Source organism: Rhizobium sp. Nf11,1 (assembly GCF_050587665.1).
In the GTDB taxonomy this organism is placed as follows: domain Bacteria; phylum Pseudomonadota; class Alphaproteobacteria; order Rhizobiales; family Rhizobiaceae; genus Rhizobium.
In genome coordinates, this window is record NZ_JBOBHU010000007.1 from 150,427 (window position 1) to 175,154 (window position 24,728).

At 60.3% G+C, this 24,728-nt stretch carries 26 protein-coding genes; 10 read left to right on the top strand and 16 right to left on the bottom strand.

What is annotated here, in order from left to right; genetic code table 11:
- Nucleotides 1–89: 89 nt before the first annotated feature.
- The 6 genes from ACQ7C1_RS13170 to ACQ7C1_RS13195 all read right to left on the bottom strand — a co-directional run bounded on the left by ACQ7C1_RS13170 (nucleotide 90) and on the right by ACQ7C1_RS13195 (nucleotide 5,623).
- Nucleotides 90–1,214 (bottom strand): branched-chain amino acid ABC transporter substrate-binding protein, encoded by a 1,125-nt coding sequence (locus ACQ7C1_RS13170; RefSeq protein WP_085779191.1) that lies wholly within the window; start codon nucleotides 1,212–1,214, stop codon nucleotides 90–92.
- A 120-nt stretch (nucleotides 1,215–1,334) separates the two neighbouring features.
- Nucleotides 1,335–1,688, bottom strand: a complete 354-nt coding sequence (locus ACQ7C1_RS13175) for a DUF6867 family protein (protein ID WP_085779192.1) — start codon at nucleotides 1,686–1,688, stop codon at nucleotides 1,335–1,337.
- A gap of 18 nt (nucleotides 1,689–1,706) precedes the next feature.
- On the bottom strand, nucleotides 1,707–2,450 hold the full coding sequence (locus ACQ7C1_RS13180; RefSeq protein ID WP_176536353.1) for an ABC transporter ATP-binding protein: 744 nt from the start codon (nucleotides 2,448–2,450) through the stop codon (nucleotides 1,707–1,709).
- Nucleotides 2,450–3,325, bottom strand: a complete 876-nt coding sequence (locus tag ACQ7C1_RS13185; RefSeq protein WP_064804536.1) for an ABC transporter ATP-binding protein — start codon at nucleotides 3,323–3,325, stop codon at nucleotides 2,450–2,452. The genes ACQ7C1_RS13180 and ACQ7C1_RS13185 overlap by 1 nt, the downstream gene beginning before the upstream one ends.
- Entirely contained in the window at nucleotides 3,325–4,716 is a 1,392-nt protein-coding gene (livM, locus tag ACQ7C1_RS13190; RefSeq protein WP_085779193.1) for a high-affinity branched-chain amino acid ABC transporter permease LivM, read from the bottom strand. Before livM ends, ACQ7C1_RS13185 begins: the two co-directional genes overlap by 1 nt.
- A gap of 4 nt (nucleotides 4,717–4,720) precedes the next feature.
- Nucleotides 4,721–5,623, bottom strand: coding sequence for a branched-chain amino acid ABC transporter permease (locus tag ACQ7C1_RS13195; RefSeq protein WP_064811172.1), 903 nt, complete (start codon nucleotides 5,621–5,623; stop codon nucleotides 4,721–4,723).
- Between the two features lie 534 nt (nucleotides 5,624–6,157).
- On the opposite strand from ACQ7C1_RS13195, the gene cysQ reads away from it, so the two are divergent.
- Entirely contained in the window at nucleotides 6,158–6,955 is a 798-nt protein-coding gene (gene cysQ / locus ACQ7C1_RS13200) for a 3'(2'),5'-bisphosphate nucleotidase CysQ (protein WP_430958571.1), read from the top strand.
- A 586-nt stretch (nucleotides 6,956–7,541) separates the two neighbouring features.
- Nucleotides 7,542–8,267 (top strand): sugar transferase, encoded by a 726-nt coding sequence (locus tag ACQ7C1_RS13205; protein WP_085779195.1) that lies wholly within the window; start codon nucleotides 7,542–7,544, stop codon nucleotides 8,265–8,267.
- Nucleotides 8,268–8,505: 238 nt separating this feature from the next.
- Here the strand turns inward: ACQ7C1_RS13205 and ACQ7C1_RS13210 are convergent, their stop codons facing one another.
- Nucleotides 8,506–8,814 carry a hypothetical protein gene (locus ACQ7C1_RS13210; protein WP_430958572.1) on the bottom strand — a complete coding sequence of 103 codons (309 nt, stop codon included), beginning with the start codon at nucleotides 8,812–8,814 and terminating at the stop codon, nucleotides 8,506–8,508.
- Nucleotides 8,815–8,919: 105 nt separating this feature from the next.
- Here ACQ7C1_RS13210 and ACQ7C1_RS13215 point away from each other — a divergent pair, with 105 nt between their 5' ends.
- Nucleotides 8,920–9,195 (top strand): DUF1153 domain-containing protein, encoded by a 276-nt coding sequence (locus tag ACQ7C1_RS13215; RefSeq protein ID WP_007533628.1) that lies wholly within the window; start codon nucleotides 8,920–8,922, stop codon nucleotides 9,193–9,195.
- 21 nt (nucleotides 9,196–9,216) lie between these two features.
- Here ACQ7C1_RS13215 and ACQ7C1_RS13220 read toward each other — a convergent pair whose 3' ends face one another.
- The gene (locus ACQ7C1_RS13220; protein ID WP_430958573.1) at nucleotides 9,217–9,684 is read right to left on the bottom strand and encodes a paraquat-inducible protein A; all 468 of its coding nucleotides are present in this window, start codon (nucleotides 9,682–9,684) and stop codon (nucleotides 9,217–9,219) included.
- A gap of 135 nt (nucleotides 9,685–9,819) precedes the next feature.
- On the opposite strand from ACQ7C1_RS13220, the gene ACQ7C1_RS13225 reads away from it, so the two are divergent.
- Nucleotides 9,820–10,098: a GNAT family N-acetyltransferase gene (locus ACQ7C1_RS13225; RefSeq protein ID WP_430958574.1), complete on the top strand. Its 279-nt coding sequence runs from the start codon at nucleotides 9,820–9,822 to the stop codon at nucleotides 10,096–10,098.
- A gap of 156 nt (nucleotides 10,099–10,254) precedes the next feature.
- On the opposite strand, the gene ACQ7C1_RS13230 is transcribed toward ACQ7C1_RS13225, so the two are convergent.
- Nucleotides 10,255–10,608, bottom strand: coding sequence for a flagellar export protein FliJ (locus ACQ7C1_RS13230; RefSeq protein WP_085779199.1), 354 nt, complete (start codon nucleotides 10,606–10,608; stop codon nucleotides 10,255–10,257).
- Nucleotides 10,609–11,045: 437 nt separating this feature from the next.
- Between ACQ7C1_RS13230 and ctrA the strand changes: the two genes are divergently transcribed.
- Nucleotides 11,046–11,747, top strand: a complete 702-nt coding sequence (ctrA, locus tag ACQ7C1_RS13235) for a response regulator transcription factor CtrA (protein ID WP_007533606.1) — start codon at nucleotides 11,046–11,048, stop codon at nucleotides 11,745–11,747.
- Nucleotides 11,748–11,961: 214 nt separating this feature from the next.
- Here the strand turns inward: ctrA and ACQ7C1_RS13240 are convergent, their stop codons facing one another.
- A complete protein-coding gene (locus ACQ7C1_RS13240; protein ID WP_011426567.1) occupies nucleotides 11,962–12,324 on the bottom strand; it encodes a response regulator in 363 nt (120 codons plus the stop codon).
- A 118-nt stretch (nucleotides 12,325–12,442) separates the two neighbouring features.
- Entirely contained in the window at nucleotides 12,443–13,090 is a 648-nt protein-coding gene (gene chpT / locus ACQ7C1_RS13245) for a histidine phosphotransferase ChpT (RefSeq protein WP_430958637.1), read from the bottom strand.
- Between the two features lie 194 nt (nucleotides 13,091–13,284).
- Here chpT and ACQ7C1_RS13250 point away from each other — a divergent pair, with 194 nt between their 5' ends.
- Nucleotides 13,285–13,872: a DUF1134 domain-containing protein gene (locus tag ACQ7C1_RS13250; RefSeq protein ID WP_430958575.1), complete on the top strand. Its 588-nt coding sequence runs from the start codon at nucleotides 13,285–13,287 to the stop codon at nucleotides 13,870–13,872.
- Between the two features lie 116 nt (nucleotides 13,873–13,988).
- Nucleotides 13,989–15,149, top strand: a complete 1,161-nt coding sequence (locus tag ACQ7C1_RS13255; protein WP_430958576.1) for a hypothetical protein — start codon at nucleotides 13,989–13,991, stop codon at nucleotides 15,147–15,149.
- Nucleotides 15,150–15,152: 3 nt separating this feature from the next.
- Here the strand turns inward: ACQ7C1_RS13255 and ACQ7C1_RS13260 are convergent, their stop codons facing one another.
- The gene (locus tag ACQ7C1_RS13260) at nucleotides 15,153–15,974 is read right to left on the bottom strand and encodes a TrmH family RNA methyltransferase (protein WP_221113565.1); all 822 of its coding nucleotides are present in this window, start codon (nucleotides 15,972–15,974) and stop codon (nucleotides 15,153–15,155) included.
- A 6-nt stretch (nucleotides 15,975–15,980) separates the two neighbouring features.
- On the bottom strand, nucleotides 15,981–16,364 hold the full coding sequence (locus tag ACQ7C1_RS13265) for a hypothetical protein (RefSeq protein ID WP_085779203.1): 384 nt from the start codon (nucleotides 16,362–16,364) through the stop codon (nucleotides 15,981–15,983).
- Between the two features lie 41 nt (nucleotides 16,365–16,405).
- On the opposite strand from ACQ7C1_RS13265, the gene ACQ7C1_RS13270 reads away from it, so the two are divergent.
- A complete protein-coding gene (locus ACQ7C1_RS13270) occupies nucleotides 16,406–17,431 on the top strand; it encodes an RluA family pseudouridine synthase (RefSeq protein ID WP_430958577.1) in 1,026 nt (341 codons plus the stop codon).
- A 189-nt stretch (nucleotides 17,432–17,620) separates the two neighbouring features.
- Complete coding sequence (rpoH, locus tag ACQ7C1_RS13275; protein WP_085779205.1) at nucleotides 17,621–18,529, top strand: RNA polymerase sigma factor RpoH; 909 nt, start codon at nucleotides 17,621–17,623, stop codon at nucleotides 18,527–18,529.
- A 296-nt stretch (nucleotides 18,530–18,825) separates the two neighbouring features.
- Here the strand turns inward: rpoH and ACQ7C1_RS13280 are convergent, their stop codons facing one another.
- Both ACQ7C1_RS13280 and ACQ7C1_RS13285 read right to left on the bottom strand, forming a co-directional pair.
- Nucleotides 18,826–21,312, bottom strand: a complete 2,487-nt coding sequence (locus tag ACQ7C1_RS13280) for a hypothetical protein (protein WP_430958578.1) — start codon at nucleotides 21,310–21,312, stop codon at nucleotides 18,826–18,828.
- Between the two features lie 60 nt (nucleotides 21,313–21,372).
- Nucleotides 21,373–22,671 (bottom strand): adenylosuccinate synthase, encoded by a 1,299-nt coding sequence (locus tag ACQ7C1_RS13285; protein WP_085779207.1) that lies wholly within the window; start codon nucleotides 22,669–22,671, stop codon nucleotides 21,373–21,375.
- 192 nt (nucleotides 22,672–22,863) lie between these two features.
- Here ACQ7C1_RS13285 and ACQ7C1_RS13290 point away from each other — a divergent pair, with 192 nt between their 5' ends.
- Nucleotides 22,864–23,781 carry a DMT family transporter gene (locus tag ACQ7C1_RS13290; RefSeq protein WP_183699076.1) on the top strand — a complete coding sequence of 306 codons (918 nt, stop codon included), beginning with the start codon at nucleotides 22,864–22,866 and terminating at the stop codon, nucleotides 23,779–23,781.
- A 2-nt stretch (nucleotides 23,782–23,783) separates the two neighbouring features.
- Here ACQ7C1_RS13290 and ACQ7C1_RS13295 read toward each other — a convergent pair whose 3' ends face one another.
- A complete protein-coding gene (locus ACQ7C1_RS13295; protein ID WP_430958579.1) occupies nucleotides 23,784–24,632 on the bottom strand; it encodes a GNAT family N-acetyltransferase in 849 nt (282 codons plus the stop codon).
- Nucleotides 24,633–24,728 lie beyond the last annotated feature (96 nt).

Consider the following 24,728-nt stretch of genomic DNA (forward strand, 5'->3'; position numbering starts at 1 on the left):
GGCTGACCGCCCGGTGGATGAAGCGCCGCCAAAAAAGAAGCCCGGTGAACCGGGCTTCAATGATCATATTCCTAGAGAGGAAGCTAAGCTTACTTGGTCTCCTGCGGGACGTAGGTGTATTTGCCGTCCGCGCCCTTCTTCCATTCGTACATGATGTAGCCAGGAATCTTCGGGTCGCCCTTTTCGTCGAACGAAATGTCGCCGAGCACCGTCGGGAACGGACCCTTTTCCTTCATGGCCGTGGCGACGGCTTCAGGGTCCACCGAACCGGCAGCCTTGGCAGCGCCGGCAATCGCCTGCATCGCAGCGTAGGAGTAGAGCGTATAGGCTTCCGGGTTGAAACCAGCAGCCTTAAACTTTTCGACGAGCTCCTTGTTCGCCGGGTTCAGCGTCGGATCGGGGCCGAAGGTGTTCAGGGTACCGGCGACAGCGTCACCAGCGATCGAGGCCAGCTCGTTCGAAACGATGCCGTCACCGGAAACCAGCGTTGCCTTCAGGCCCTGGTCTGCGGCCTGACGGATGATGAGACCGGCTTCGGTGTGCAGACCGCCCCAATAGATGATCGAGACGCCGGCTTCCTTCATCTTGGCGATGAGGGCCGAGAAGTCCTTGTCGCCGACGTTGATGCCTTCGTACATGACTTCCGTCAGGCCGGCGGCATTCATCGCCTTCTTGGTTTCGTCTGCAAGGCCCTGACCGTATGGGGTCTTGTCGTGAATGACGGCGATCTTGGCGTCCTTGAAGTGGTCGGCGAGATACTTGCCGGCGATGGCGCCCTGCTGGTCGTCACGGCCGCAGGTGCGGAACGTGTTCCAGAGGCCCCGTTCCGTGAACTTCGGGTTCGTAGCGGCCGGGGTGATTTCGAGGATGCCGTTTTCGGCATAGACTTCCGAAGCCGGGATTGAAACGCCCGAGTTGAAGTGGCCGATGACGAACTTGACGCCGTCGGCAACGAATTTATTGGCGACCGAAATGCCCTGCTTCGGGTCGGAAACGTCGTCGCCGAGCTCGATCTTGATCTGCTCGCCATTGATGCCGCCAGCAGCGTTGATGTCGGCGGCTGCCTGCTCGGCACCCTTCTGAAGCTGAGCGCCGAAAGCGGCGTTCGGGCCGGTCAGCGGACCAGCGACAGCGATGAGGACGTCGGCCCAAGCGTTGCCGCTGAAGGCGACCATCGCCGTCAGAGCCACTGCCGACAGAAGAGACTTCTTCATATTGTTACTCCCAATTTTTGGGCGGGTTCCGGTCCAAGGCCCGACGCATTACCCACCATAGACTGCGCCAGGAAAGCTGTTCCGCTCTGAAGGCAATTCATGCCTAGTTTCAACGGACTGTCAATGTTTGTCCTTCCACGAAAACGCGGAAGTTTTTTCGTACAGCCAGTAATAGTTGTTGACCATCTGATTGGTACGGCGAAAGCGAAAGCCCGCCGTCGAGAAGACAAGCAAGGTCACGAAGTCGATGCCATAGTAGAGGGCGCTGAGCATCGGCCCATTGAACAGGGCGTGGTGTAGAAACTGCATCGCCCAGGCAAGGAGGAAGGTGTACACGACGGCCAGCGGATAATTGTTCCAGCCGTCAGCAACCGCCTTGCCGGCTCGCCAGGCCGTCCAGAAGCCGATCAGAACCACGAGAGCGCGAATGACGACGCGAACGCCGTCGTCACTTTCGAAGAAAAGTCCCTGCATGTTAAACTCTCCCTTCGACTAGTGTCTTCCGCCTTCGAGATAGGCGGCGCGGACTTCCGGATTGGCGAGCAGTTCCTTGCCGGAGCCGCTCATCGTCACCTTGCCGTTCACCATCACATAAGCGCGGTGCGAAAGCCTCAGTGCCGCGAATGCGTTCTGCTCGACGAGGAACACTGTGAGACCTTCCTGCTCGTTGAGCTTCCGGATCGCTTCGAAAATCCCCTTAACGATCAGCGGCGCCAGACCGAGCGAAGGTTCGTCGAGCAGCAAGAGCTTCGGACGCGCCATCAGCGCGCGGCCGATCGACAGCATCTGCTGCTCGCCGCCCGAAAGCGTGCCGCCGCGCTGGGCATGGCGTTCCTTGAGACGCGGGAAGAGCGTGAAGATCTTCTCGACGTCCTCAGCAAAATATTTGAGATTGTCGAGACCCGCGCCCATCTGGAGGTTTTCCATGACCGTCATGCGCGGGAAGATGCGACGCCCTTCCGGCGACTGCGCGATGCGCAGGCGTGCGATTTCATGGGTCGGCATACGGGTGATCTCGCGACCCTCGAAAACGACCGATCCCTTACGGGCCTGGGGGCTGCCGCAGATCGTCATCATCAGTGTCGACTTTCCGGCGCCATTCGCGCCGATCAGACTGACGATCTCGCCCTTGTTGACCTCGACATCGATGCCGGCCAGCGCGCGGATATTGCCGTAATAAGTTTCGACGCCATTCACCTGAAGAAGCGGTTGACCCGTCATGACTGCATCGCCCATCAGTTTGCGCCTCCTTCGAGCTGCTCGACGGTTGCGATCACCTCTTCCACTTCTTCATCCTCGACGCCGAGATAGGCCGCAATGACCTTTGGATCGTGCTTCACATGATCCGGCGTGCCGTCGGAAATCTTCTGGCCATATTCGAGGACGACGACGTGATCGGAGATTTCCATAACCACAGACATGTCATGCTCGATAAGGAGAATGGAGGTTCCGGTATCGGCGCGAATGCCCTGCAGAAGCTCGTTGAGCTTAGCGGATTCGCGTGGGTTGAGGCCTGCGGCCGGTTCGTCCAGGCAGAGCAATTCCGGGCCCGTGCACATTGCACGGGCGATCTCGAGACGGCGCTGGGCGCCGTAAGGCAGATCGCCTGCCGGATCGTCTGCACGCTCGATCAGATCGGCCTTTTCAAGCCAATGACGCGCCAACTCTACGGCTGCGGCGGCTTCTCGCCGATAAGGGCCGATGCCGATGAGGCCGAGAATGGTATAGCCCGACGCCTGCATCAGCTTGTTGTGCTGGGCGACGAGCAGATTTTCCAGAACCGTCAAGCCGGAAAACAGCCGGATGTTCTGGAAGGTGCGCGCCACCTTGGCTTCCTTGGTGATACGAAAGTCCGGGAGACGCTCCAGCAGGTACTGCTTGCCGCTTCTCTGATTAAGCGTGATCATCCCCATTGTCGGCTTATAGAAGCCGGTGATGCAGTTGAAGACGGTGGTCTTGCCGGCGCCGTTCGGACCGATCAACGCGGTGATGTCGCCGCGCTTGGCCTCGAAGGAGAAGTCGTTGATGGCCATCAGGCCGCCGAACTTCATCGACAGGTGCTCGACCTTGAGAAGCGTATCGCTCGACATCGTATTGGTGACGGGGCTCATCAACCGTGGCCCTCCTTGGTGAAGCTTCCGGATACAGCCTTGCGTGTCTTGAGGAAGGCGGTTGGTTCACGCGATCCGACGAAACCGCGCGGTTTGAACAGCATGACGACCACCATTGCGAGACCGAAGAGCAGCATGCGGTAGAGTTCCGGCGTGAAGTCGGGCCCGAAGACCGCTTTCAGGAAATCCATTTCGCGCAACGCTTCGGTACCGCCCACCATGACGATCGCGGCGATCGCAATGCCGGTCAGCGAGCCCATGCCGCCGAGAACGACGATGGCGAGAACGACGGCCGATTCCAGGAAGATGAAGGATTCCGGCGAGACGAAGCCCTGGCGAGCGGCGAAGAACGAACCCGCGAAGCCGCCGAACATGGCTCCGGTCGCGAACGCCGTCAGCTTGGTCGTCACCGTATTGATGCCGAGCGAACGACAAGCGATCTCGTCTTCACGCAGCGCTTCCCAGGCACGCCCGATCGGCATGCGCCGCAGGCGGATGGTGACGTAAGCCGTCAACATGCACAGCGCCAGGATCAGGTAGAAGAGGAAAATCTTGTAGTAGGCGGAAGACATCGGCAGGTGAAAGAGCTTGGCAAAGCCGCCGGCCGTCGCATCGAAGGGAATGCCGAAGAGCGTCGCCTTTGGAATGCTTGAGATACCGAAGGTTCCCTTGGTCACATCGGTCCAGTTGATCAGCACGAGGCGGATGATTTCACCGAAGGCGAGCGTGACGATGGCGAGATAGTCGCCGCGCAGACGCAGCACCGGGAAGCCGAGAATGACGCCCCAGAGCGCGGCCAGGATGCCGGAAAGCGGCAGGAGCAACCAGAAGGACAGGCCGAAATAGCTCGACAGAAGCGCGTAGGAATAGGCGCCGACCGCATAGAAGGCGACATAGCCGAGATCGAGAAGGCCCGCGAGGCCGACGACGATGTTCAGCCCCCAGGCGAGCATCACGTAGATCAGGATCTGGATGCCGAAATTGTCGACCCATTTCAATGAGCCCTGAGCGCCGACTGCCGCCACGATCACCATCGGATAGAGCAGCAGCGCAATCAGCGCGATCTTCAGGAAATGCCGATGGAAGAAGCTCTTCTCGGTCGAAATGTCGAGATCGCCCTCCCGCGCCTTCCGCAATTTGCGGCGGTCGATATTCGGCTTGATGAAAACGACCATGGCGAAACGGCCGATCGCCGCGATGGCGACGAAAATCGCCAGCAGACCCCAGCGCTGGATGATGATCAGTTCGTTGTTGATGTTCTGATCGGTCTTCAGACCGACATAAAGAACAAACATGCCGAGCGACAGGACGGCGGCGAAAAGGGCTTCGATAAGACCTTTGCGGACAAGTCCGGCATCGGGCTTGCCTGCAGAATTCTCGATGTTTGCCATGACGTTATACCTTCTCGACTTCCGGCCGTCCGAGGATGCCCGTCGGCTTGAAGATCAGCACGAAAGCGAGGATGGCGAAGGTCGCCACATCCTTATACGCGATGGTGAAATAGGCCGACCACAGCGATTCGATCAGGCCGATCATCAACCCGCCGAGAACGGCGCCCGGCAACGAGCCGATGCCGCCGAGAACGGCTGCGGTAAATGCCTTCACACCCGGCGTGAAACCATCGGCGAACGAAGCGACGCCATAATACATCAGATACATCGTCCCGGCGACGGCAGCCAGCGCCGCCCCCATGACGAAAGTGATCGAGATCGTCTGGTCGACATTGACCCCGAGCAGCGCCGCCATCTTGCGATCCTGCTCCGTGGCGCGCTGGGCGCGGCCAAGCGCGGTATGATTGACGATATACCAGAAGACGGTCAGCAGCACCGCCGTGATCAGGATGATGATGATCTGCTTCAGCGACACCGAGATGTTGCCGAACTGGTAAACCGAGCTCACCATCGGCGGGATCGGCTTGTTGCGCGGTCCCTGCGTCACCTGGATGAAGTTGGACAGCACGATCGACATGCCGATTGCGGTGATCAACGGTGCAAGGCGGAAGGATCCGCGTAGCGGACGGTAGGCAACACGCTCGATCGTCCAATTCCACAAGCTCGTCATCAGCATCGCAACGACAAGCATGGCCAGCAGCAAAATTGCCACCGGGAGACCTGCGAAGATGGATGTAAGGACGAGAAAGACGATAAGAGCGGCGAAACCACCGAGCATGAAGATGTCGCCATGGGCGAAATTGATCATGCCGATAATGCCATAAACCATCGTATAGCCGATAGCCACGAGGCCATAGATGGATCCGAGCGTCAGCCCATTGAAGAGCTGCTGGACGAAATACTCCATATGTCGTTTTCCCCTGGATGCGAGCCGAAGATGCTGCATCTCTTTTTGGTTATTCGGCTCCTCGTTCAAGGAACCTCATAGGCCGCATCCATACCGGTTTCGTTGAAAATGTGAAGACAAAAAGGGTCTACTCCAGCAGATTCTTGTTCGAACAGGCCTAAATGGCGCATTTTGAACCAGAATCCACAGAAAATCGGCAAAGCCCGACCCATTTTTAGCCAAAATCCTCTGTCGGCTTAACCATCCGGCAAGCGCGCCTTCGATTTCCTGCGTCGCTTCCCGCGTAAGCTATTCCGCAAGGCTGGAAGAAAGCGCAAATTCAACCCTTAAGCCCGCAGTTTTTGCGAATGGTATTTCACATGCAAATGCCGCCATCCTCGCCTGACAGCTGCGTGAACTTATGGTAGCATCAACTATCTGCGTTATCGGGGGTGCGGGGCGCGGCGAGAACCACCATATCGATATCTGGTGCGACAGGGATGGTTGACGACGAGCGACAGCGGGCGCTCGCGGCGCGGCGAACGGCAAAGGACAATGCTGACCACATTTGAAAAGGCGGCGCTCGAAGCCGGTAAGGCCATTATCGCGGTTTTGCGCGAAGGCTTTCCCGTCGCCATGAAGGCGGACGCAAGTCCGGTTACGGTTGCCGACGAGGAGGCCGAACGCATCATCCTCGCCCATCTCTCCAGGAATTACCCCGACATACCCGTCGTGGCGGAAGAGTCGGTTGCCGCTGGAAACGTGCCCGACATCAGCGGCCGGGGCTTCTTCCTCGTCGACCCGCTCGACGGCACCCGTGAATTCGTCGACGGACGGCAGGAATTCACCGTCAACATCGCCTATATCGAGAACGGCGCCCCGGTCGCCGGGATCGTCTACGCGCCGGCGCTCGGGCTCGCCTTCTCGGGAGAACGCGGCCGTGCCGAAAGGCTTGATGTCACCGAGGACTTCACCATTGGGGCACGCACCGCAATTGCCGTGCGCGAGCAGCCGGACGATCGGCTGGCACTTGCAAGCCTTCGTCACAACAGCCCGGAGACAGGAACCTTCCTCGCCGATCACGCGATCTCCAAATGCACCAATATCGGCTCTTCGCTGAAATTCTGCCTGCTGGCGGAAGGCAAGGCCGACGTCTATCCACGCTTCACCCGCACGATGGAGTGGGACACCGCGGCCGGCGACGCGGTGCTGCGCGCCGCCGGAGGGTCGACAGTGACGCTCGACGGGGCGCTGCTGACCTATGGCAAGACGGGGGCGGCGGCCGATTTCGACTTTGCCAACCCCAACTTCATCTCCTGGGGCGGCAGGAAACGCGTCCTCGAACCCGCGTGACCATCCAGGCATTCGGCAAATGCCGTGATAGCGCGATGCCGCCCGTTATGATGTTCTGCGCCTGCCGCGGCATTCCCTACCGCGTTCGATCGCACAGCACACCCTCGCACAAACTGGGAAGTGATTTGGCCGGGGCGGTCGCGTGATTCCGGGCCGGCTTAACTCTCGATCGCTCACAGTTTGGAGCTTGTCGATTCGGCCTTGATTTTGTCATATTCTGACACAGATTGAGAACGGCCGAACATATCCGGCAAAAAAATTCACGTCGGAATTCGTTAAAAATGCCGTCAGCCAACCGTCGGTCGCGTGTCGAAACAACACGAGGACAGCCCCATGGAAGCCATGGCCAAAGGCCTAGAAACCTTGACGAAATTGTAATTCTTAACGAAATATCATGAGCTTGCCTCAACTTAACGCAGGTGCGAAAGATTTGTTGCGATGCGATATTTCTCTGGACACCATTACACAATTGTCGCATTTTTCCGTTTTAGTAGGGTTACCAACACCTGAGTGCAGCCCTGGTCACAGGGCAAACCATTGATCGCCTATTGCCGCCGCGCCCCTCGAAGACAACAGAGTACGATCCTTGAGCATCACGGAATTAAACAACACCATTTCGACTGATTCCTTCCGCCCGAGCCGCCGCCAGCAGCCGAGCTTGAAGATTCAGACCCCTGTTATCCATAGCGATGCCTCCCAGGCGCCGTGGATGGACCTCGCCCTGAAGCGGGCGTTCGACATAGTTTCGTCGTTGAGCGCCCTCCTCGTCCTCGCTCCTTTCCTTCTCCTCATAGCCCTGCTGATCAAGCTCGACAGCCCGGGACCGGTGCTGTTCAAGCAGACCCGCTGGGGTAAGAACTGCAAGGCCATCAAGGTCTACAAGTTCCGTTCCATGCGCACCGATCTTTGCGATGTCTCGGGCGTTGCCCAGACGGTGAAGAACGACCCGCGCATCACCCGCATCGGCGCTATTCTGCGCCGCACGAATATCGATGAGTTGCCGCAGCTGTTGAACGTGCTGTTGGGCGACATGTCGGTCGTCGGTCCTCGCTGCCATGCAATCGGCATGCGCGCCGGCGGCATGCTCTATGAAGAGCTCGTACCCGAATATCATCAGCGCCACGCGATGCGCCCCGGCATGACCGGTCTTGCCCAGATGCGTGGCCTGCGCGGTCCGACCGATCGTCCCGCCAAGGCGCGCGCCCGCATCGCTTGTGATCTTTATTATGTCGGGAATTTCTCGATTTTGATGGATATGCGCATTATCGCCGGGACCGTCGTATCCGAACTGACCGGCGGAAAAGGCTTCTAAGCTTTTTGTGAGAAAGGACCGGCTGCCTCAGGGCGGCCGGTGCCGTTCTGGCGATCTCCTGCGTGCGGTTGACCGTATATGGCTTGAACATCGCGCTCTTCAGATAACCATCGACCGCGTGCGACGAGAGATCGAGAATGATCGTAATCTCATCGCTGCTCGTGCGTTTCGCTGACAACGCAGCTCTTCGAGCTGGCGCCGGCTAGACGTTTCCGGCGAGCCATCTTCCGGATTGCGGTTAGAACCTCACGCAGCCATAGCGCATTGCCACAGAGTGCTCCCGTGCCCACATCGCCGCCCGAGTAGCGAAAATGTATTTGCTTCCTGTGAGTGTCGTGCAATGCGAAGGGATGTTCAGGCCGGACACCTGGAAGAGCGCGTCGAGGCGGCAATTTTCCTGATCGGCAGCACCGCCCGCAATCGATCCATCCTCGCAGAAGATCGGCGGAACCGTACGCTTCATCGGCGTCACCGGTCTGATGCCATAGAAGAGATCGACGTGCTCGTGAGAGCCGGCGGGATTTTGTTTCGCTCGTTCACCGGCCACTCCGGCACCTAAATTTGTTATCAAAGTCTTACGTTGGGCTTAGGCAATTTTTAAATGTGGCAGGCTAGAGTGGCGCTCGTGGTCTTGCGTTGTGTAGAGAGTCCAATGACCGAAATGATACGTCCCCGAGTGAAATATGTCATCGGCCCCGATGGCAGCCCCCTGACCATCGCGGACCTTCCGCCGCCCAATACGCGGCGCTGGGTAATCCGCCGCAAGGCAGAGGTTGTCGCGGCTGTTCGCGGTGGCCTGTTGAGCTTGGAAGAGGCCTGCGAGCGTTACACGCTCACGGTCGAAGAATTCCTTTCCTGGCAGTCGTCGATCAACAGCCACGGCCTCGCCGGGCTGCGCACCACCCGCATCCAGCAGTATCGCCACTGATCACGCGCCATTCGTCGTCACTTATTTCGGGCCGGACGCATCTCCCATCAGGGAATGAAGAAGGCCCGAAATCATTGACGAGGCCGCGTAGCACCAGAGGCCGGGCTGCGTGAAGGCATCCGCCAACCCCGTTGTCTTCGCCGCAGCAATGACGATCGCGACCAGCAGCACGTCCATCATTGACCACTTGGACAGATGCGGCACGACGCGACGATAGAAGAGGCTCCCGGCCCCGCTGCCGGCAGCCGTCGCTTCCGCCGCAATCCCGATCATCTTCAGAAACGGAAGCACGATCGAGACCAGCGCGACGATCAGCGCCAGCAGCCCATCTCCGCCTTGCCAGAGCGAGACGACGATTTCGATGAGCGACGGAGTCTGATCGAAGAAGTACAGAGTCTCGAAACGGACCAGCGGCAAGATCAGACCGAGCGCCAGGAGGAACGGCGCTGCTACGAGAAGAGCAGGGCGGACGATCGAAAGCGCGCTCATTCCCAAAGACCTAGCGCCGATCCGACATTTTTCATGAACACTGCGTCTCCCTGAGGAACTGTTCCACTCGCTTGGCACGACCGCGCCGCCGTGTCACCGTCGGCTGCGATAAATATCTGTGTACGAGGAAAGACGATGGATATCCGAAATGAGGAAGGCGCATCCGGCGGCCGTTATGCCGTGGATGTCGAGGGGCACGAGGCGGAGATGACCTATTCACGTGCGTCGCCGAAGCTCGTCATCATCGATCACACGGCCGTTCCCGACGCTTTGCGTGGCAAGGGTGTCGGCGAGGCATTGGCGCTTCACGCGGTGGAAGCGGCCCGCGCCGGCGGTTGGAAGATCATTCCGCTCTGCCCGTTCTTCAAGGCGCAGGCACAACGTCATCCGGAATGGCAAGATGTCGTGAACTGATTCGCGACGCTTGAAGCGGTCGTCGCGTGGAGCGGCGGCGTGCGGACGCAAAACAAGGGAAACACCAAAAGCCATGTATGACGGACGGCACGCCCATCATACATGGCTTCTCTCTGGCGATTCCCGGGGCGCCGACGCCGGCGCCCGCATTTTCTCTCAGGCCCTGGCGGCGCGGGCGCCGCTGTCACGTTCTTCCAGCGCCGTCGCCCTTGCAAATTCCGCCTGCATCTCCTCAAGCGCCAATTCCAGCGCCTCTTCCTGCATCTTCAGTTCCTTGATTGAAACCTGCAGGTTGTCGGCCCGCTGACGCGCGGCCTTGGCGAAGGTCGGATAAGCAAAGTGATTCGGGTCGGATATACCGGACTTCTTTTCCTCGACGACGATCTGGCTCTCCAGATCCTTCGTCATCCGTTCGAATTCGGACATCATCATCTGCAATTGCTGCAATTGACGTCGTTTTTCGTTCACCTGAAACTCTTTCAGGCGAACGAGACTTTCTCGCGACTTCATACGCATTACTCCCGTGATGCGAGACCCCGGCTCAACTTGAAACCGCCCTGCGCGCCGCTTTGACACGGTTTGCTAAAAAATTTCCTGCGATATTAACAAAAACCTACCGCTGGTAACCTTTCGTTTACGGGCATCGTTAATGATAGGCCCGATGATTTAAGGGTCGGTAAATGCCACGGCATGAAGTTCGAACCTTTTCATTGGCGAGTCGGATGAATCACTTAGCGCTGTTTCCTAATGTTAACGTTGAGGAACGCCTTTTTGAGATTCCTATTGGAAAACAGAGAAATGGAAAAATTATTTAATAAATTCGATACTCCTTGCCAGAGTGAATTAGAATTTGTTAACCATTTCGTGGCAGCCTCCAAATCACCTAGCTTGTTCGGGTAGCGTGTAGGGGGCCAGACCACCTTTCGGCGGCGGTAAAGGGGATAATTATGCGGGTACTTCTCATCGAGGATGACAGCGCTACGGCGCAGAGCATCGAATTGATGCTCAAATCAGAGAGTTTTAATGTTTACACCACCGATCTCGGTGAAGAAGGCGTCGATCTGGGCAAGCTGTATGATTACGACATCATCCTTCTCGACCTGAACCTGCCCGACATGTCCGGATATGAAGTGCTCCGCACTCTCCGGCTTTCCAAGGTCAAGACACCGATCCTCATTCTGTCGGGCATGGCAGGCATCGAAGACAAGGTTCGCGGCCTCGGCTTCGGCGCCGACGACTACATGACCAAGCCGTTCCACAAGGACGAACTGGTCGCCCGCATCCACGCTATCGTTCGCCGCTCCAAGGGTCACGCCCAGTCGGTCATCATGACCGGCGAGTTGATCGTCAATCTTGACGCCAAGACCGTCGAAGTCGGCGGCCAGCGCGTCCACCTGACGGGCAAGGAATATCAGATGCTGGAGCTGCTGTCGCTTCGCAAGGGCACCACGCTCACCAAGGAAATGTTCCTGAACCACCTTTACGGCGGTATGGACGAGCCGGAACTGAAGATCATCGACGTCTTCATCTGCAAGCTGCGCAAGAAGCTCGCCAACGCCGCCGGCGGCGCCAACTACATCGAAACCGTCTGGGGCCGTGGTTACGTTCTTCGCGAGCCGGATGGCACCGAATATGCGGAAACCGCTTGATCTTCCGATCCCCCTTGTCGGATGACGAAGTCCCGCCCTTTCGGCGGGATTTTTCGTTTGTACCGCCGGCGCTGCCGCCGCGTTGAAGGTATCCGCCTGATCTGACCGAACAGGCTGATATCCGGTCAAGGAAAAGCGCAGCGTCAGCCGGAGCCCGGCGGCGCTTTCGACACTATGCTCAGGGACGGCCGATGCGGCCAGAAAAAAGCTGCTGTCAGGCAGCAATCGCGCGGTTTCCGAAAACCGCGGTTAGGATCTTACGATCGAACGGCTTCAGCAGGAAATCGGTGGCGCCGGCTCGTTTACCCGCCATCAGCTTCTTCAGATCCGCCTCAATGACGCAGTAATAGATCTTGACCTCTTTGCCGCCGTCCATGGCGCGGATGGCCGCGATGAGATCGAGCGCACCTTCCATGCCGGAATCGACGATCAGGTATTCCGGCAACTCTGTCTGGCAGCGCTGCAGCGCCTCGGCGGCATTGGAGGCCTCGCTGACGAGAAAGTCGAGTTCGGAGAGAATGCGCTTGCCGACCTTACGGACAATATCCGAATTATCGGTGATCATGAACCTTTGCATGACTACTCCTTTCCCCGCATTCGTCGTAACGAGGGGTCTTCCACAACCTAAGAGAATAGGTCTATCAGGCTAAGGAATCGTTACCAGACGGGCGAGAGCATGCTGCTGCACCCGAAAATCAGACCGCAGCAACCGTCGCCGTAAACACCAGTTCGTCCGGGCTTGCGCTGTGGTCAAGCGTCATTCCGCACTCCTCGGCCAGAAGCACGGCGTAGTACGGCTGGATCGAATGGGCGTCGATCGCTTCCTCGATCGTGCCCGTCGATATCTCGACGAATTTCGGCGGCAGACGCATCAACTTGCCTTTCGCCGTCAGCGTGAACTTGGCGTCGAATTCGGGATTTTCGAGCGTTACCTCGAGCACCCCGCCGCGCGGAATCGCCGAATAGGCGACGAGGAAGAGGTTGAGCAGCAGCTTGACGCGGTTCTTGGCGACGATGGCACGCGGTCCATTCCAGATCACCTCAGTCTTCTTCTCGGCGAGTGCAAAATCCTTCGCGGCCCGCTCGGCCTCGCCGGTATCGATCGAGGCGCCGACGGAACCGGAGGCGCCGAAGGCGAGGCGCGCGAATTTCAAACGGACCGAGGCGTTGAACGCACTGGTGCGGATCAGATCCATTGCATCGGAATCAGCTCCGCCTTCATCCAAGAGTTCCAGGCCGTTGTTGATCGCGCCGACGGGCGAGATGACGTCGTGGCAAACGCGGCTGCAGAGAAGCGCGGCCAGATCCGGGCCGGACAGGGTGAGGTTCGGGTTCTTGGACATCATCGTCTCCTGAAAGGCGGCAATCTCATCGCGCCCGCAAATATGCTTCATCAAAATTGCGCGAAGTTTGCGATCGTATTCGGTGCCATAATGACACCATATTTGGTAAACCGATTGTTAAGATCATCGGCGCAAAATGCAGCAATCGACGCGAGCGGGTGCCCGCTCCAGCCAAACGACGAACGGATGACATCATGCGCCCTCGATTTCCGCACCGATTCATTGGCTTCTGCAGGTTGCTTTCGGCCCTCGTCTTCTCCTCGCTGGTGATTGCCGGGCCGGCCGCCGCCCAGAACAACGGGCAGTATACGATGCAGGAAATCATCGATACCGGCCACTCCTTCTTCGGCTCCGCCAGTGGCGGCCTTGCCAAGGTGGTCGAGAGCGCCTTCCAGAAATACGGCCTGCCGAACGGTTATATTCTCGGGCAGGAAGGCGGCGGCGCCTTCATCGCCGGTCTCACCTACGGCGAGGGCCAACTCAACACCAAGAACGCCGGCGAGCATCCGCTCTACTGGCAGGGCCCGTCTCTCGGCATCGATTACGGCGGCCAAGGTTCGCGCGTCATGATGCTGGTTTACGACCTGCCCTCCATCGACGGCATCTATGCCCGCTTCGGCGGCGTCAGCGGTTCGGCCTATGTGATCGCCGGCTTCGGCATGACGGTGCTGAAAAACAATGACGTGCTGGTTGTGCCGATCCGCACCGGCGTCGGCGCCCGCCTCGGGGTCAATGTGGGTTATCTCAAGATCACCCAAGCGCCGACCTGGAACCCCTTCTGAGACCTTAAAAGCGGCAGGAATCGGCCGCCGCCGCATCGGCGGCCTTGCCATGCGCGCCATGCCTCTTTAATCATCGCGGCTGACCCCGCATTAACTGTCGAACCGATGGCCGCGCCGTGATCGAATACGCTCTCTTGTTCGGATTGGGCTTCCTGACCGCGGCCTTCCTCGTCTTTCTGGTTTCGCCGGCCGTTCACCGCCGCATTGTCTGGTATACCGAGAACCGCCTGAAGGCGACAATGCCCCTGAGCCCGCAGGAGGTTCGCGCCCAGAAGGATATGGTGCGCGCGCTTCATGCCGCCGAAAATGCCCGCACCACCCAGGACCTTCTGCGTGAGCGCGAGAAATCCCTGTCTCTCCAGCTGCGCCACGATGCGCTCGCCGTCGATGCCGGCAGGCTCGCCGCCGAGATTGGCGAATTGCAGGCCCAGATCGGCGAGATGCACGTCGAGGCGGCCGAGCAGCGCTCGCGCCTGCGTAAGGATGAAAACTATATCAGCCAGCTGAAGACCAATCTGCATATTGCCGAACAATCCGCCGCCAACAAGGAGGCCGAACTGACGGCAATGCGGACGCGGCTGAGCAAACTCAGCGAACAGGCCGACGGGCTGAGAATCGATCTCGCCGCGCGTGAGACCGAAGCGGAAAGCCTGAAATTCCGCGCCAACGCGTTGCGCGACGAACGCGACACCTTGCGCCAGGACGTCAACCTGCTGCAGAAGCGGGCTAGGGATGTCGAGCAGAAACTCACGCAGCAGCAGCATTTGGTGATCCGCCTGGAGGATAAGGCTGCGCGCGAAAGTGCTTCCGCCTCCGAGAAGGAAACGCAGCTCGCCCGCCGTCAGCAGGAGATCGCCAAGTTGAAGGAGCAGTTGAAAGCCGCCAATGCCGAGATCCGCAAGATCAACCGAATCCTGCGCGATGCCGGCCTGGCCAAGATAGCGGCAGAACTACCGACGGAACTGACAGTCGAAGACACGACCGCATCCGTGCTCGACGTGGCCGCTGTGACGGCCGAGATAGGCGAGGATGTCCGCAAGCGCAGCGCCGCCCTTGCCGAACGTTTGCAGAAGGCAAAGTCCGTCACCGGACGCGATGGCGCGATCCGCGAGGAGATCGCCTCGATCGCCGCCAACATGGTGGCGCTGACCGCACTCGACGAAGGCCCTTCGTCGCCGATCCGCGCGCTACTGCCGGATGCCGGCAACAAAAATCCGAGCGATCGCGTCAGTCTTGCAGACAGGGCGGCCGCCATCATCGCCAATCCGCTGCGTTAAAGCTCATAGCCGCCCCATGGCGGAGGCCATGGAAAACAATGCGATCCCTGTCGCAGTTGCCGCGTTCAGACTATCGAGCTCGTCTGATTGGGGGATGCGCGCGCTCTGAAAACGCGCCAGCAGCGCCTCCGGCAAGCCCTCCCCTTCGGTGCCGATGACGAGCGCCATGCGTGCCGCAGCGGGAATGGCGCGGATGTCGGTCTTTCCGTGCGGCGAAAGCGTCCAGATGGCAAAGCCCCGTTGGGCAAGCGTCAGGAGCAGGTCCAGCGCCTTGCCGCCGCGCCGGTGCGGAACGCTAAGCACCGAGCCGACCGACACACGTAACGCCTTGCGATAGAGCGGATCGCAGCAGGTTTCGTCGAGCAACACGGCATCCGCCCGGAAGGCAGCAGCATTGCGAAACATCGAGCCGGCATTGTCGTGGTTGGAAATGCCGCAGCCGACCAGCACCAGCGCCCGTTCCGGCAATGCGTCGAGAAGTGCCGCCTCGCCGCGGTCCTCTCGCTTTCCAAGGGCGAGAACGCCGCGATGCAGATGAAAGCCGACGACACCATCGAGCACTTCGGCCTCGGCGACATATACCGGCACACTAGCCGGAAACCGTTCCAGGATGGATTGCAGGCCGTCGACGCGATTGCGCAGCAGCAGGATTTTCTCGGCCGAGAAGCCGCGACGTGCCGCATGCGCCTCGGCGAGCATGCGCAGCACGACAGTGCCTTCGGCGATAAAGCGGTTTTCCCGGCCCGTCAGGTCACGCTCTCTTATATCGCGAAACTCGGCGATGCGTGGATCGTTGGCGCTGTCGATGACGATCGGGGCGGCCATCCCGCCTCAATTTCCCCCGACGGTGACGTCGGCGACCGTGCGGCCGGTCCTCAGATCGAATACCAGCGCCTTCCTCGTGCCTTCAACCGTTTCTCCATAGAACAGCATCTGTCCCGCCGAAAACGAGGTGGACTGCACCTTGAACCCGAGAGGCAGGGAGAGGCTCGCCGCAAGCGGTGCATCCGCAGGCACGCCGGAGGCTGCGGCAGTGGACGCGGTCTCCTTGGGCTCGCGCATCGTCTTGTAGACAACAGCGCCGAAGACCGCCATAAGGCTGACGAACATGATGGCGCCGGAAACAATCTGCAGGCGGACCATCTTGCGCCGGACACTTTCCATCGCCGGATCAAGGGGCTTCTCTTCCTGGTCGTCTGGCTCGATTGCTGTCATCTGTGCGTTCCGTTCTAAAAATACGTCGGAGAAGAAGCGTCTTGAGCGACCCCTTTAAACAAGCAGCCGGCATTAGAAAAGTCCTGACCGCCGATGAAACCGCCGAAGGCCGGCTCGACGCCTGGCTGACGGCGCAGGTTGGTGAGGATTTTTCCCGTAGCCGCATCAAGGCGCTGATCAAGGAGGGGCTGGTTTCTTTGAGAGGCGAGCGGGTTACCGATCCGCAGCGCAAGGTGCGCGTCGGCGACAGTTTCGAGATCACCCTGCCCGAGCCGGAAGACCCGACCCCAAAGGGCGAAGATATCCCGCTCGACATCTTGCATGAGGACGATGACCTTATCGTCATATCGAAACCGGCGGGGCTGGTCGTCCATCCCGGCTCCGGTAACTGGACAGGAACGCTGGTCAACGCGCTGATCCATCATTGCGGCGATACGCTCTCAGGCATCGGCGGCGTGCGCCGCCCCGGCATTGTCCATCGTCTCGACAAGGACACGACAGGCGTTATGGTCGTCGCCAAGAACGATGTCGCCCATCGCCACCTCTCGCTTCAATTTGCCGACCACGGCCGCACCATGCCGCTGGAGCGGGCCTATCGGGCAGTCGTCTGGGGCCGTCCCCGCACTCTGTCGGGAACAATCGATGCGCCTCTCGGCCGCGCCACCGGCGACCGCACCCGCCGGGCAGTCAAGCGGCCCGACAGCCAGGATGCGGACGCGGCGATCACCCACTACGAAGTAATCGAGCGCTTCCAGGAAAACCCTGACGCGACCGCGCTCGCTTCGCTGGTCGAGTGCCACTTGGAGACCGGTCGCACCCATCAGATCCGCGTGCACATGGCCCATATCGGTCATCCGCTCGTTGGCGACACCGTTTATGGCGCCGGCTTCAGGACCAAGGCCAATCTTCTGCCCGAAGAAATCCGCAAGATCGTCAACGGTTTTGGCCGTCAGGCACTGCATGCCTTCATGCTGCAATTCGAGCATCCCCGCACCGGCGAACTCATGCATTTCGAAGTACCGCTGCCGGACGATATGATGAAACTGGTCGAAGCTTTGCGACGATAAAGGCGATCCGGGATACCGCTCTCGCCGCCTCACACCTGCGTGAGCAGCACCTTGAACCGCCGTTTCGCCATACTTATCTGTATATAGACTTAGTGCGGGCTTGGAACAAAAGCCGCACGTCCCGGTTCGCCTATTAACGCGGGGGCGCGTTTCCATCGGGAACCGGAATTCACTTTAGGAGGGTGCAATATGGCCCGAAATACCTTGCCGTCCATTACCGCCGGCGAAGCCGGTCTCAACCGTTATCTCGACGAAATCCGCAAATTCCCGATGCTGGAGCCGCAGCAGGAATATATGCTGGCCAAGCGTTATGCCGAGCATGGCGACCGTGACGCTGCCCATAAGCTCGTCACCAGCCATCTTCGCCTCGTCGCGAAGATCGCGATGGGCTACCGCGGCTACGGCCTGCCGATCGGCGAAGTCGTCTCCGAAGGCAATGTCGGTCTGATGCAGGCCGTCAAGAAATTCGATCCCGAACGCGGCTTCCGCCTCGCCACCTACGCCATGTGGTGGATCAAGGCCTCGATCCAGGAATATATCCTGCGGTCGTGGTCGCTGGTGAAGATGGGCACGACGGCCAACCAGAAGCGCCTGTTCTTCAACCTGCGCCGGCTGAAGGGCCGCATCCAGGCGATCGACGACGGCGACCTGAAGCCGGAGCACGTCTCAGAAATCGCCACCAAGCTGAACGTCTCGGAGGAGGAGGTCATCTCGATGAACCGCCGTCTCTCCGGCGACGCTTCGCTGAACGCGCCGATCAAGGCGGCCGAAGGCGACAGCGGTCAATGGCAGGACTGGCTTGTGGACGACCACGACAGCCAGGAAGACGTGCTGATCGAACAGGATGAGCTCGAAACCCGCCGGCGCATGCTGGCGAAAGCGATGAGTGTTCTGAACGAACGCGAGCGCCGCATCTTCGAGGCCCGCCGCCTTGCCGAGGATCCGGTGACGCTGGAGGATCTCTCGGCCGAGTTCGACATCAGCCGCGAACGCGTCCGCCAGATCGAAGTCCGCGCCTTTGAAAAGGTGCAGGATGCTGTCCGCAAGGAAGCCCTGGAACGCGCCAAGGCCATTCGCGTCGTCGAAGCCACGGCCTGATAGAACTGAACTGACAGTTGGAAACGCCACCTTCCGGATGCGGGAGGTGGCGTTCTTGTTTTGTGGCGGGCGATGCCGGCAGGAAGGACGTTGAAGGGCGTGCCGTGCAGCCCCCTCATCCGACCCTTCGGGCCACCTTCTCCCTCTGGGGAGAAGAGGAGAAGCAAGCTGCTCGCCCTCGTTTTCAAAAGGAATGCTTTAAGAAAGACAGGACGCTGCCACGATTCCCTTCTCCCCCTCGGGGAGGTGCCGGCAGGCGGATGAGGGGGCCGGTGGCACAACGCACCGAGACCCACTCACTGGCTCGTCGAGACATCCCCGAGTGCAGTCCACTCCTTGATGGCTGTATTGAAGGCATCCGTTCCCGTACCACCCTTTTCCATCGTCAGCAGCGCACGGCGGCCGTTGCGGTAGGTGATCGGAATATCGATCCAGTTGCGGGTCGACAGCAGATCGAGATTGGCCTTGCGCGCATCGGGATAGTCGTTGAGCGCGATCATGTGAAAATCATCCGTGATCTTGGCCGGAACCGCGATCAGCGCGTCGCCGCGATCCTGCTCGGTGCGCTTCATTGAGATGCGCTGGACGCTTTCGATGCTGCCGCCTTCAAAGTTGGGCGGCACCGAAAAGACGATCTCGACGAGATGGCTCGCCGGAAGCGACGGATCGGAATTGCGCTTGAAGGTGACGAGAGCCGAGAGGTTGCGCTCGGGAACGGTGACATTGCCTTGTACCGTCGCTTCCTGCCGGCCGTCCTGGCCGGCCTCGTGCTGGACGGTCCAGACGACTGTTCCCTCGATCGCCGTCGGCGAGCTCTGGCCGATACGCTCCTCATAGAGGAACATTTTTTCCGACGAACCAACCGGCGCAGCCTGCTGCGGCGATGCCGCAGGACCGTTGGGCGTCAGCGTTTCGGGCGGGGCCGCATCGCCTTGCGCGCTGGCCGCCGGCGTATCGGCCGCCGCGACGTTCTGCTCGGCCACCGATTTTCCTTCAGCCGTCGGCGTTCCCGGCACCGTCGCCGGGCCGCTGTCGACTTCGGTCCCGTCGGAAAGCAGTCGTTGCGTGAATTTGGAATTGGCCGCCGCGCCGTCATTGTTCAAGGACGCTACTTGCTGGTTAGGCTGTGCCGGCGCCGGCGGCGTATTCTGTGCTTCTGGTGCGGCTGGCTGGGTTGGCGTGGGCGCGGGCTGGGCCGGCGTCTCGGAGCCCGCCGGCGTCATTGCCGCCTCGTTCCTCGTAGCCTGCGACGGTGCCGAACTGACAAGCCCATCGACCATCGCCACCAGCGCTTCTCTGTTCACCCAGCCGGCATAGGCGCCGCCACCGATCAGGATAAGCGCGAAGAGAAGAGTAATTATCGTGCCGATGCCGAAGCGGCGGCGCTTCGGTTCCATGCGGAAATTCTTGCCCTGCAGCTTCGAGGCGACGATCTGATCGATATCCATCGCCGGGTTGGCGTCGTCATCGTCAGTGGCGATCGGGCCGCGGCGGTCATAGCCCCGCAGCGCCTTCGCTTCGCGCCATGCCTCGCTCGGCGCGCCGGCGGGAGGTGTAGGCTTGCCGTCGTGCACCTCCGCAAAGATATCAACGTCGTCGAAATGCGAGGACACCGGCGTCTTCTTGTCGGTGCCCGCCTCGAGCGGCGGCAGGTCGTCGAAGGCAGCCTTCTCCCAGGAGAAAGCTTCCTTGGCGGCCGGCATGACAGCGGCGGGCGCCATTTTTTCGAGGCTCGATATCACGTCTTCGAAGGCACGCGCCGAAGCGTCGGCGGTAACTGGCGCCGTTTCCGAATATTGGCGGAGCTCCTCTTCGGCCCATTCGGTCTCCGCATCCTTGGGCGCCGGAGCCGGCGTCTCGACGGCAGGCTCGGCCCAGACAGGATCGAAATGTCCCGCAGCATCCGCCTGCAGCGGCTGCTCGCGGCTATGTTCGACGAATTCCTGGGCACGATTGAAATCGGCGACCGGCTCCACGAGCCGGTTGGATGCATGCTCCAGGCCGCGTGTGATCGGCTGAAACGACTCGATGGGCTCGTAAGCGGCCTCGGCCTTGGGCTCATGGCTTTCCGCCATCGCCGGTTCGGCCGCGATCTCCTCGGCCTCCACGGAATGCTCTTCATCGGCACGATGCTCGTCGGCTTCCTCGTAGGAATGATCGGCAGGTGGCGTTTCGAAGCCGTGATGTTCCGGCTGCATTTCTTCGGCGGCGACGTCACGCGCCTCGCCGGCATGCCATTCCTCGGCCGGAGCCTCCTCCTCATGCGAGGGATGCCAATAGGTCTCGGCGGGTGCAGCTGTCTCAGCGGAAACAGGTGTTTGTGCGGCCTCAGCTTCCGCGGAAAGCGGCTCCTCGGCCGCGACCTCTTCCTCAGTTTCCTGCCGTGTGTCAGCTTCATGGTGATCCGGCTCATGGGCGGCGTCGGCCGTCGCCGGTTCCACATCGGCTTCACCCGCCGGCTCGCCGACAGCGGTCTGGGGCGCAGGCGGCAAGGTGCTTTCGTCAGGAACCGCTTGTTCTTCCAAGGTTTCCGGTGCAGCACCGGCGCCGGCCGTCTCCTCGAGGGGCAGCGCTTCGGAGTGTTCAGCCTCCACTTCGCGGATGGCGGCCTCGAGCTTTTCGAGCTGGCGTTGCAGCATGGCTTCCGGCGGACGCGGCTTCATGTTCTCGAGCTGCCGCTGCACTGCACCGCGAGCACGTTCGTAGACTTTCACCCGCATCTCGGGGGTGTTTTCAGCCAAGCCGTCGACGGCCCGCCGAATAACTGCAATAAAATCCGCCATTCTTACTTTCTCAAGAAGTCCGGCCTTCTGCCGAACTGTCCTCCACAGTGGGCCGTGACCTTAATCCTCAAACGGATCGGTCACAAGTATCGTGTCGTCTCGCTCCGGGCTGGTGGAAAGGAGCGCGACCGGCGCCCCAATCAGTTCCTCGACTTGGCGAACATATTTGATCGCCTGTGCCGGAAGATCCGCCCAGCTGCGGGCGCCGACGGTCGATTCCTTCCATCCCTCAAGCGTGACATAGATCGGTTCGACCCGAGCTTGCGCTCCCTGGCTTGCGGGAAGATGATCAATCTGTTCCCCGTCGAGCATATAACCGACGCAGATCTTCAGTTCCTCGAGACCGTCGAGCACATCGAGCTTCGTGAGCGCGATGCCGGTAATGCCGTTGGTCGCAACCGACTGACGCACCAGTGCCGCGTCGAACCAGCCGCAGCGGCGCTTGCGCCCTGTCACGGTACCGAACTCATGCCCCTTCTCACCCAGGAACTGGCCAATTTCGTCGGTCAGCTCCGTCGGGAACGGGCCTTCGCCGACGCGTGTCGTATAGGCCTTGGTGATGCCGAGGATATAGCCGAGCGAGCCTGGCCCCATGCCGGAACCGGCCGCCGCCTGGCCAGCCACGGTGTTGGAGGAGGTCACGAAAGGATAGGTGCCGTGATCGATGTCGAGCAGGCTGCCCTGCGCACCTTCGAACAGGATGCGGGCGCCCTTGCGGCGCTCCCTATCAAGCAAAAGCCAGACCGTGTCGCGGAACGGCAGCACCCGATCGGCGATTGAGGTCAGCTCGTCCATGATCGCCTGGTGGCTGATCTCGGCGACGCCGAGGCCGCGGCGAAGCGCATTGTGATGCGTTAGGATACGGTCGACCTTGCCGGAAAGACTGTCGAGATCGGCGAGATCCATGACCCGGATGGCGCGGCGGCCGACCTTGTCCTCATAGGCCGGACCGATGCCGCGGCGCGTCGTGCCAATCTTGGTGCCGCTGTTGGACGCGGCATCCTCGCGCATCGCGTCGAGCTCGCGATGCAGCGACAGGATGAGCGTCGCATTGTCGGCGATGCGCAGATTGTCAGGCGTAACCGTCACGCCCTGCGCCTCCAGTCGGCCGATCTCAGCGATCAGCGCATGCGGATCGACGACGACGCCGTTGCCGATCACCGCCATCTTGCCGGGACGCACGACGCCAGAGGGCAACAGCGAGAGCTTATAGCTCGTGCCGTCGATGACGAGCGTATGGCCGGCATTGTGGCCGCCCTGATAGCGCACGACAATATCCGCACGTTCCGAAAGCCAATCGACAATCTTGCCTTTGCCTTCGTCACCCCATTGCGAACCGACCACGACTACGTTCGTCATCCAACTCTTCCTGTTACCGGCGGAAAACCGCGCACCTGCTCAAACCCGCGCATCTATAAAGCTTTGTTTTTGGGAAAGCGACCCTGTTGTCACAGACGATTGGGCTTTTTACGTGACAAATCAGCAGCCGGCAGTCTATTTCCCCTGGGAAAAATCCGAACTTCGATCGCAAGAAGACGAGGAAGAACGCTCTTGCAAGCCACAGCCTATATCTGCCTCGTCATCGCCACCCTCTGCTGGGGCGGCAACTCCGTCGCCGGCAAACTCGCGGTCGGCCATATCAGCCCAATGATGCTGACCTTTCTGCGCTGGTTCCTCGCCGTCGCGTTCATCGCCATCATATCTGTGCCGCAACTGAAGAAGGATTGGCCCGTGGCGAGGAAAAACCTGCCGCTGCTTCTTTGCTACGGCGCCATTGGCTATACGCTCTTCAACGCCATGCTCTATTCGGCAGTGCAATATACAACGGCGATCAACGTCGCCATCGAGCAAGCCGGCATTCCGATGCTGATCTTCCTGTTGAATTTTTTCTTTTTCCGCACTGGCATCTCGCTGGCGCAATGTCTCGGCTTCGGCATGACGCTGATGGGCGTGGCGCTGACCGCCGCCCATGGCGACCTCGCCACGCTGCTGCAGTTGCAGCTCAACCGCGGCGACGGGCTGATGCTGATCGCTATTGCCGCCTATTCGCTCTACACGATTTTCCTGCGCTGGAAACCGCCGGTCGACTGGCGCACGCTAATGGCCTTCCCCGCCCTCGCCGCCATGCTGACCTCGCTGCCGCTGCTTCTCTGGGAGATCGGCCGCGGCGCTGCGCAGTGGCCTGACCAGGCCGGCTGGAGCATCACCTTCTATACCGCGATCTTCCCCTCATTGCTGGCGCAGATCCTTTATATTAAAGGCGTTGAGGCTATCGGCGCCAACCGCGCCGGTCTCTTCATCAATCTCGTGCCGGTATTCGGAACACTGCTTTCCGTCGTACTGATCGGAGAAAGGCTTCAGTCCTTCCATATGGTAGCGCTGATGCTGACCCTCGGCGGCATCGCAATCGCCGAAAAGGGCCGGCCGAAAGCGTCCGCTCCCACCGTGCCCGCCTCGCCCGTGGATTAGGCTTAACCAAGCTCCAGCGTCGTCACGCCGAAGACGTGTTTCAGCGGGATCGCCGGGGCGGGTCCTCGATACATCCGCATGGTCTCGAACACCGGCTGAAGACCCATGCCTTCGGCAAGTGCAATCGCCTCGCGATTCTCGGCGGGGATATCGATGAAGATCTGAGCGCCCTTTGCCTCGGGGATCAATCCGGCAAGCAGCGCCGCGGCGCTGTCTGCATCGTTGGCGAAAAGCGGGCCGATCTTGTAGCCCTCGTAACAGCGGCGAATCGTGCCGTAACCGCGGATCTTGTGGCTTTTGCGGACTACGGCCGTACGCCGCCCCTTGCGGCTGGTGCACCAGGCGGCGAGGAAGGCATCCCGCGGCTGCGGAAAGATCGCCGCATCATAACGCTGCAACCCTTCCAGGCGTGAATCCAGCGCCGGCTGCGCGACAAGCGTGGAGGCCGGCAAAGAGGAGGCAACACCGCCGTAACGAATGGTGGAATAGGCGGGCTCGAAGCCGGCCTTGCGATAGTTCCCCTGCTGCGCGGCAACGCCGTCGAGACCGATCGTCCGGCCTTCCGCCGTGGCAATCCCCGCTTCCCAGATCGCCTTGCCGTAACCCTTGCCGCGGAAATCCGGGTGGACGATGTAGAGGCCGAGAAAGGCGAAGCTGTCGCCATATTTGACGACCGAGATCGAGCCGACGGGGACTTCACCGATAGAGCCGACGAAAAATCCCGACGGATCGGCTTCGAGGAATGCAAGCGAATCGTCGAGACCCGGATTCCACCCCTCCTGACGCGCCCATTCGAGCACGAGTTCCAATTCGCCGGGCCGCATCGAACGAACGGCAAATTCCGAATTCATGCGACCTTCCCAGATTGAATGTCCCGCAAGTCCATCCCGCCAACGGCAAAGCAATTTTCAGATCACCGCCACCCGATCGCACCGGACGAACGATGG

What these genes read in the sequence shown, in the direction of transcription:
- ACQ7C1_RS13170 (WP_085779191.1), bottom strand. Translation starts at nt 1,214, where the DNA reads ATGAAGAAGTCTCTTCTGTCGGCAGTGGCTCTGACGGCGATGGTCGCC.
- ACQ7C1_RS13175 (WP_085779192.1), bottom strand. Translation starts at nt 1,688, where the DNA reads ATGCAGGGACTTTTCTTCGAAAGTGACGACGGCGTTCGCGTCGTCATT.
- ACQ7C1_RS13180 (WP_176536353.1), bottom strand. Translation starts at nt 2,450, where the DNA reads ATGGGCGATGCAGTCATGACGGGTCAACCGCTTCTTCAGGTGAATGGC.
- ACQ7C1_RS13185 (WP_064804536.1), bottom strand. Translation starts at nt 3,325, where the DNA reads ATGAGCCCCGTCACCAATACGATGTCGAGCGATACGCTTCTCAAGGTC.
- livM (WP_085779193.1), bottom strand. Translation starts at nt 4,716, where the DNA reads ATGGCAAACATCGAGAATTCTGCAGGCAAGCCCGATGCCGGACTTGTC.
- ACQ7C1_RS13195 (WP_064811172.1), bottom strand. Translation starts at nt 5,623, where the DNA reads ATGGAGTATTTCGTCCAGCAGCTCTTCAATGGGCTGACGCTCGGATCC.
- cysQ (WP_430958571.1), top strand. Translation starts at nt 6,158, where the DNA reads ATGCTGACCACATTTGAAAAGGCGGCGCTCGAAGCCGGTAAGGCCATT.
- ACQ7C1_RS13215 (WP_007533628.1), top strand. Translation starts at nt 8,920, where the DNA reads ATGACCGAAATGATACGTCCCCGAGTGAAATATGTCATCGGCCCCGAT.
- ACQ7C1_RS13220 (WP_430958573.1), bottom strand. Translation starts at nt 9,684, where the DNA reads ATGAGCGCGCTTTCGATCGTCCGCCCTGCTCTTCTCGTAGCAGCGCCG.
- ACQ7C1_RS13225 (WP_430958574.1), top strand. Translation starts at nt 9,820, where the DNA reads ATGGATATCCGAAATGAGGAAGGCGCATCCGGCGGCCGTTATGCCGTG.
- ACQ7C1_RS13230 (WP_085779199.1), bottom strand. Translation starts at nt 10,608, where the DNA reads ATGAAGTCGCGAGAAAGTCTCGTTCGCCTGAAAGAGTTTCAGGTGAAC.
- ctrA (WP_007533606.1), top strand. Translation starts at nt 11,046, where the DNA reads ATGCGGGTACTTCTCATCGAGGATGACAGCGCTACGGCGCAGAGCATC.
- ACQ7C1_RS13240 (WP_011426567.1), bottom strand. Translation starts at nt 12,324, where the DNA reads ATGCAAAGGTTCATGATCACCGATAATTCGGATATTGTCCGTAAGGTC.
- chpT (WP_430958637.1), bottom strand. Translation starts at nt 13,090, where the DNA reads ATGTCCAAGAACCCGAACCTCACCCTGTCCGGCCCGGATCTGGCCGCG.
- ACQ7C1_RS13250 (WP_430958575.1), top strand. Translation starts at nt 13,285, where the DNA reads ATGCGCCCTCGATTTCCGCACCGATTCATTGGCTTCTGCAGGTTGCTT.
- ACQ7C1_RS13260 (WP_221113565.1), bottom strand. Translation starts at nt 15,974, where the DNA reads ATGGCCGCCCCGATCGTCATCGACAGCGCCAACGATCCACGCATCGCC.
- ACQ7C1_RS13265 (WP_085779203.1), bottom strand. Translation starts at nt 16,364, where the DNA reads ATGACAGCAATCGAGCCAGACGACCAGGAAGAGAAGCCCCTTGATCCG.
- rpoH (WP_085779205.1), top strand. Translation starts at nt 17,621, where the DNA reads ATGGCCCGAAATACCTTGCCGTCCATTACCGCCGGCGAAGCCGGTCTC.
- ACQ7C1_RS13280 (WP_430958578.1), bottom strand. Translation starts at nt 21,312, where the DNA reads ATGGCGGATTTTATTGCAGTTATTCGGCGGGCCGTCGACGGCTTGGCT.
- ACQ7C1_RS13285 (WP_085779207.1), bottom strand. Translation starts at nt 22,671, where the DNA reads ATGACGAACGTAGTCGTGGTCGGTTCGCAATGGGGTGACGAAGGCAAA.
- ACQ7C1_RS13295 (WP_430958579.1), bottom strand. Translation starts at nt 24,632, where the DNA reads ATGAATTCGGAATTTGCCGTTCGTTCGATGCGGCCCGGCGAATTGGAA.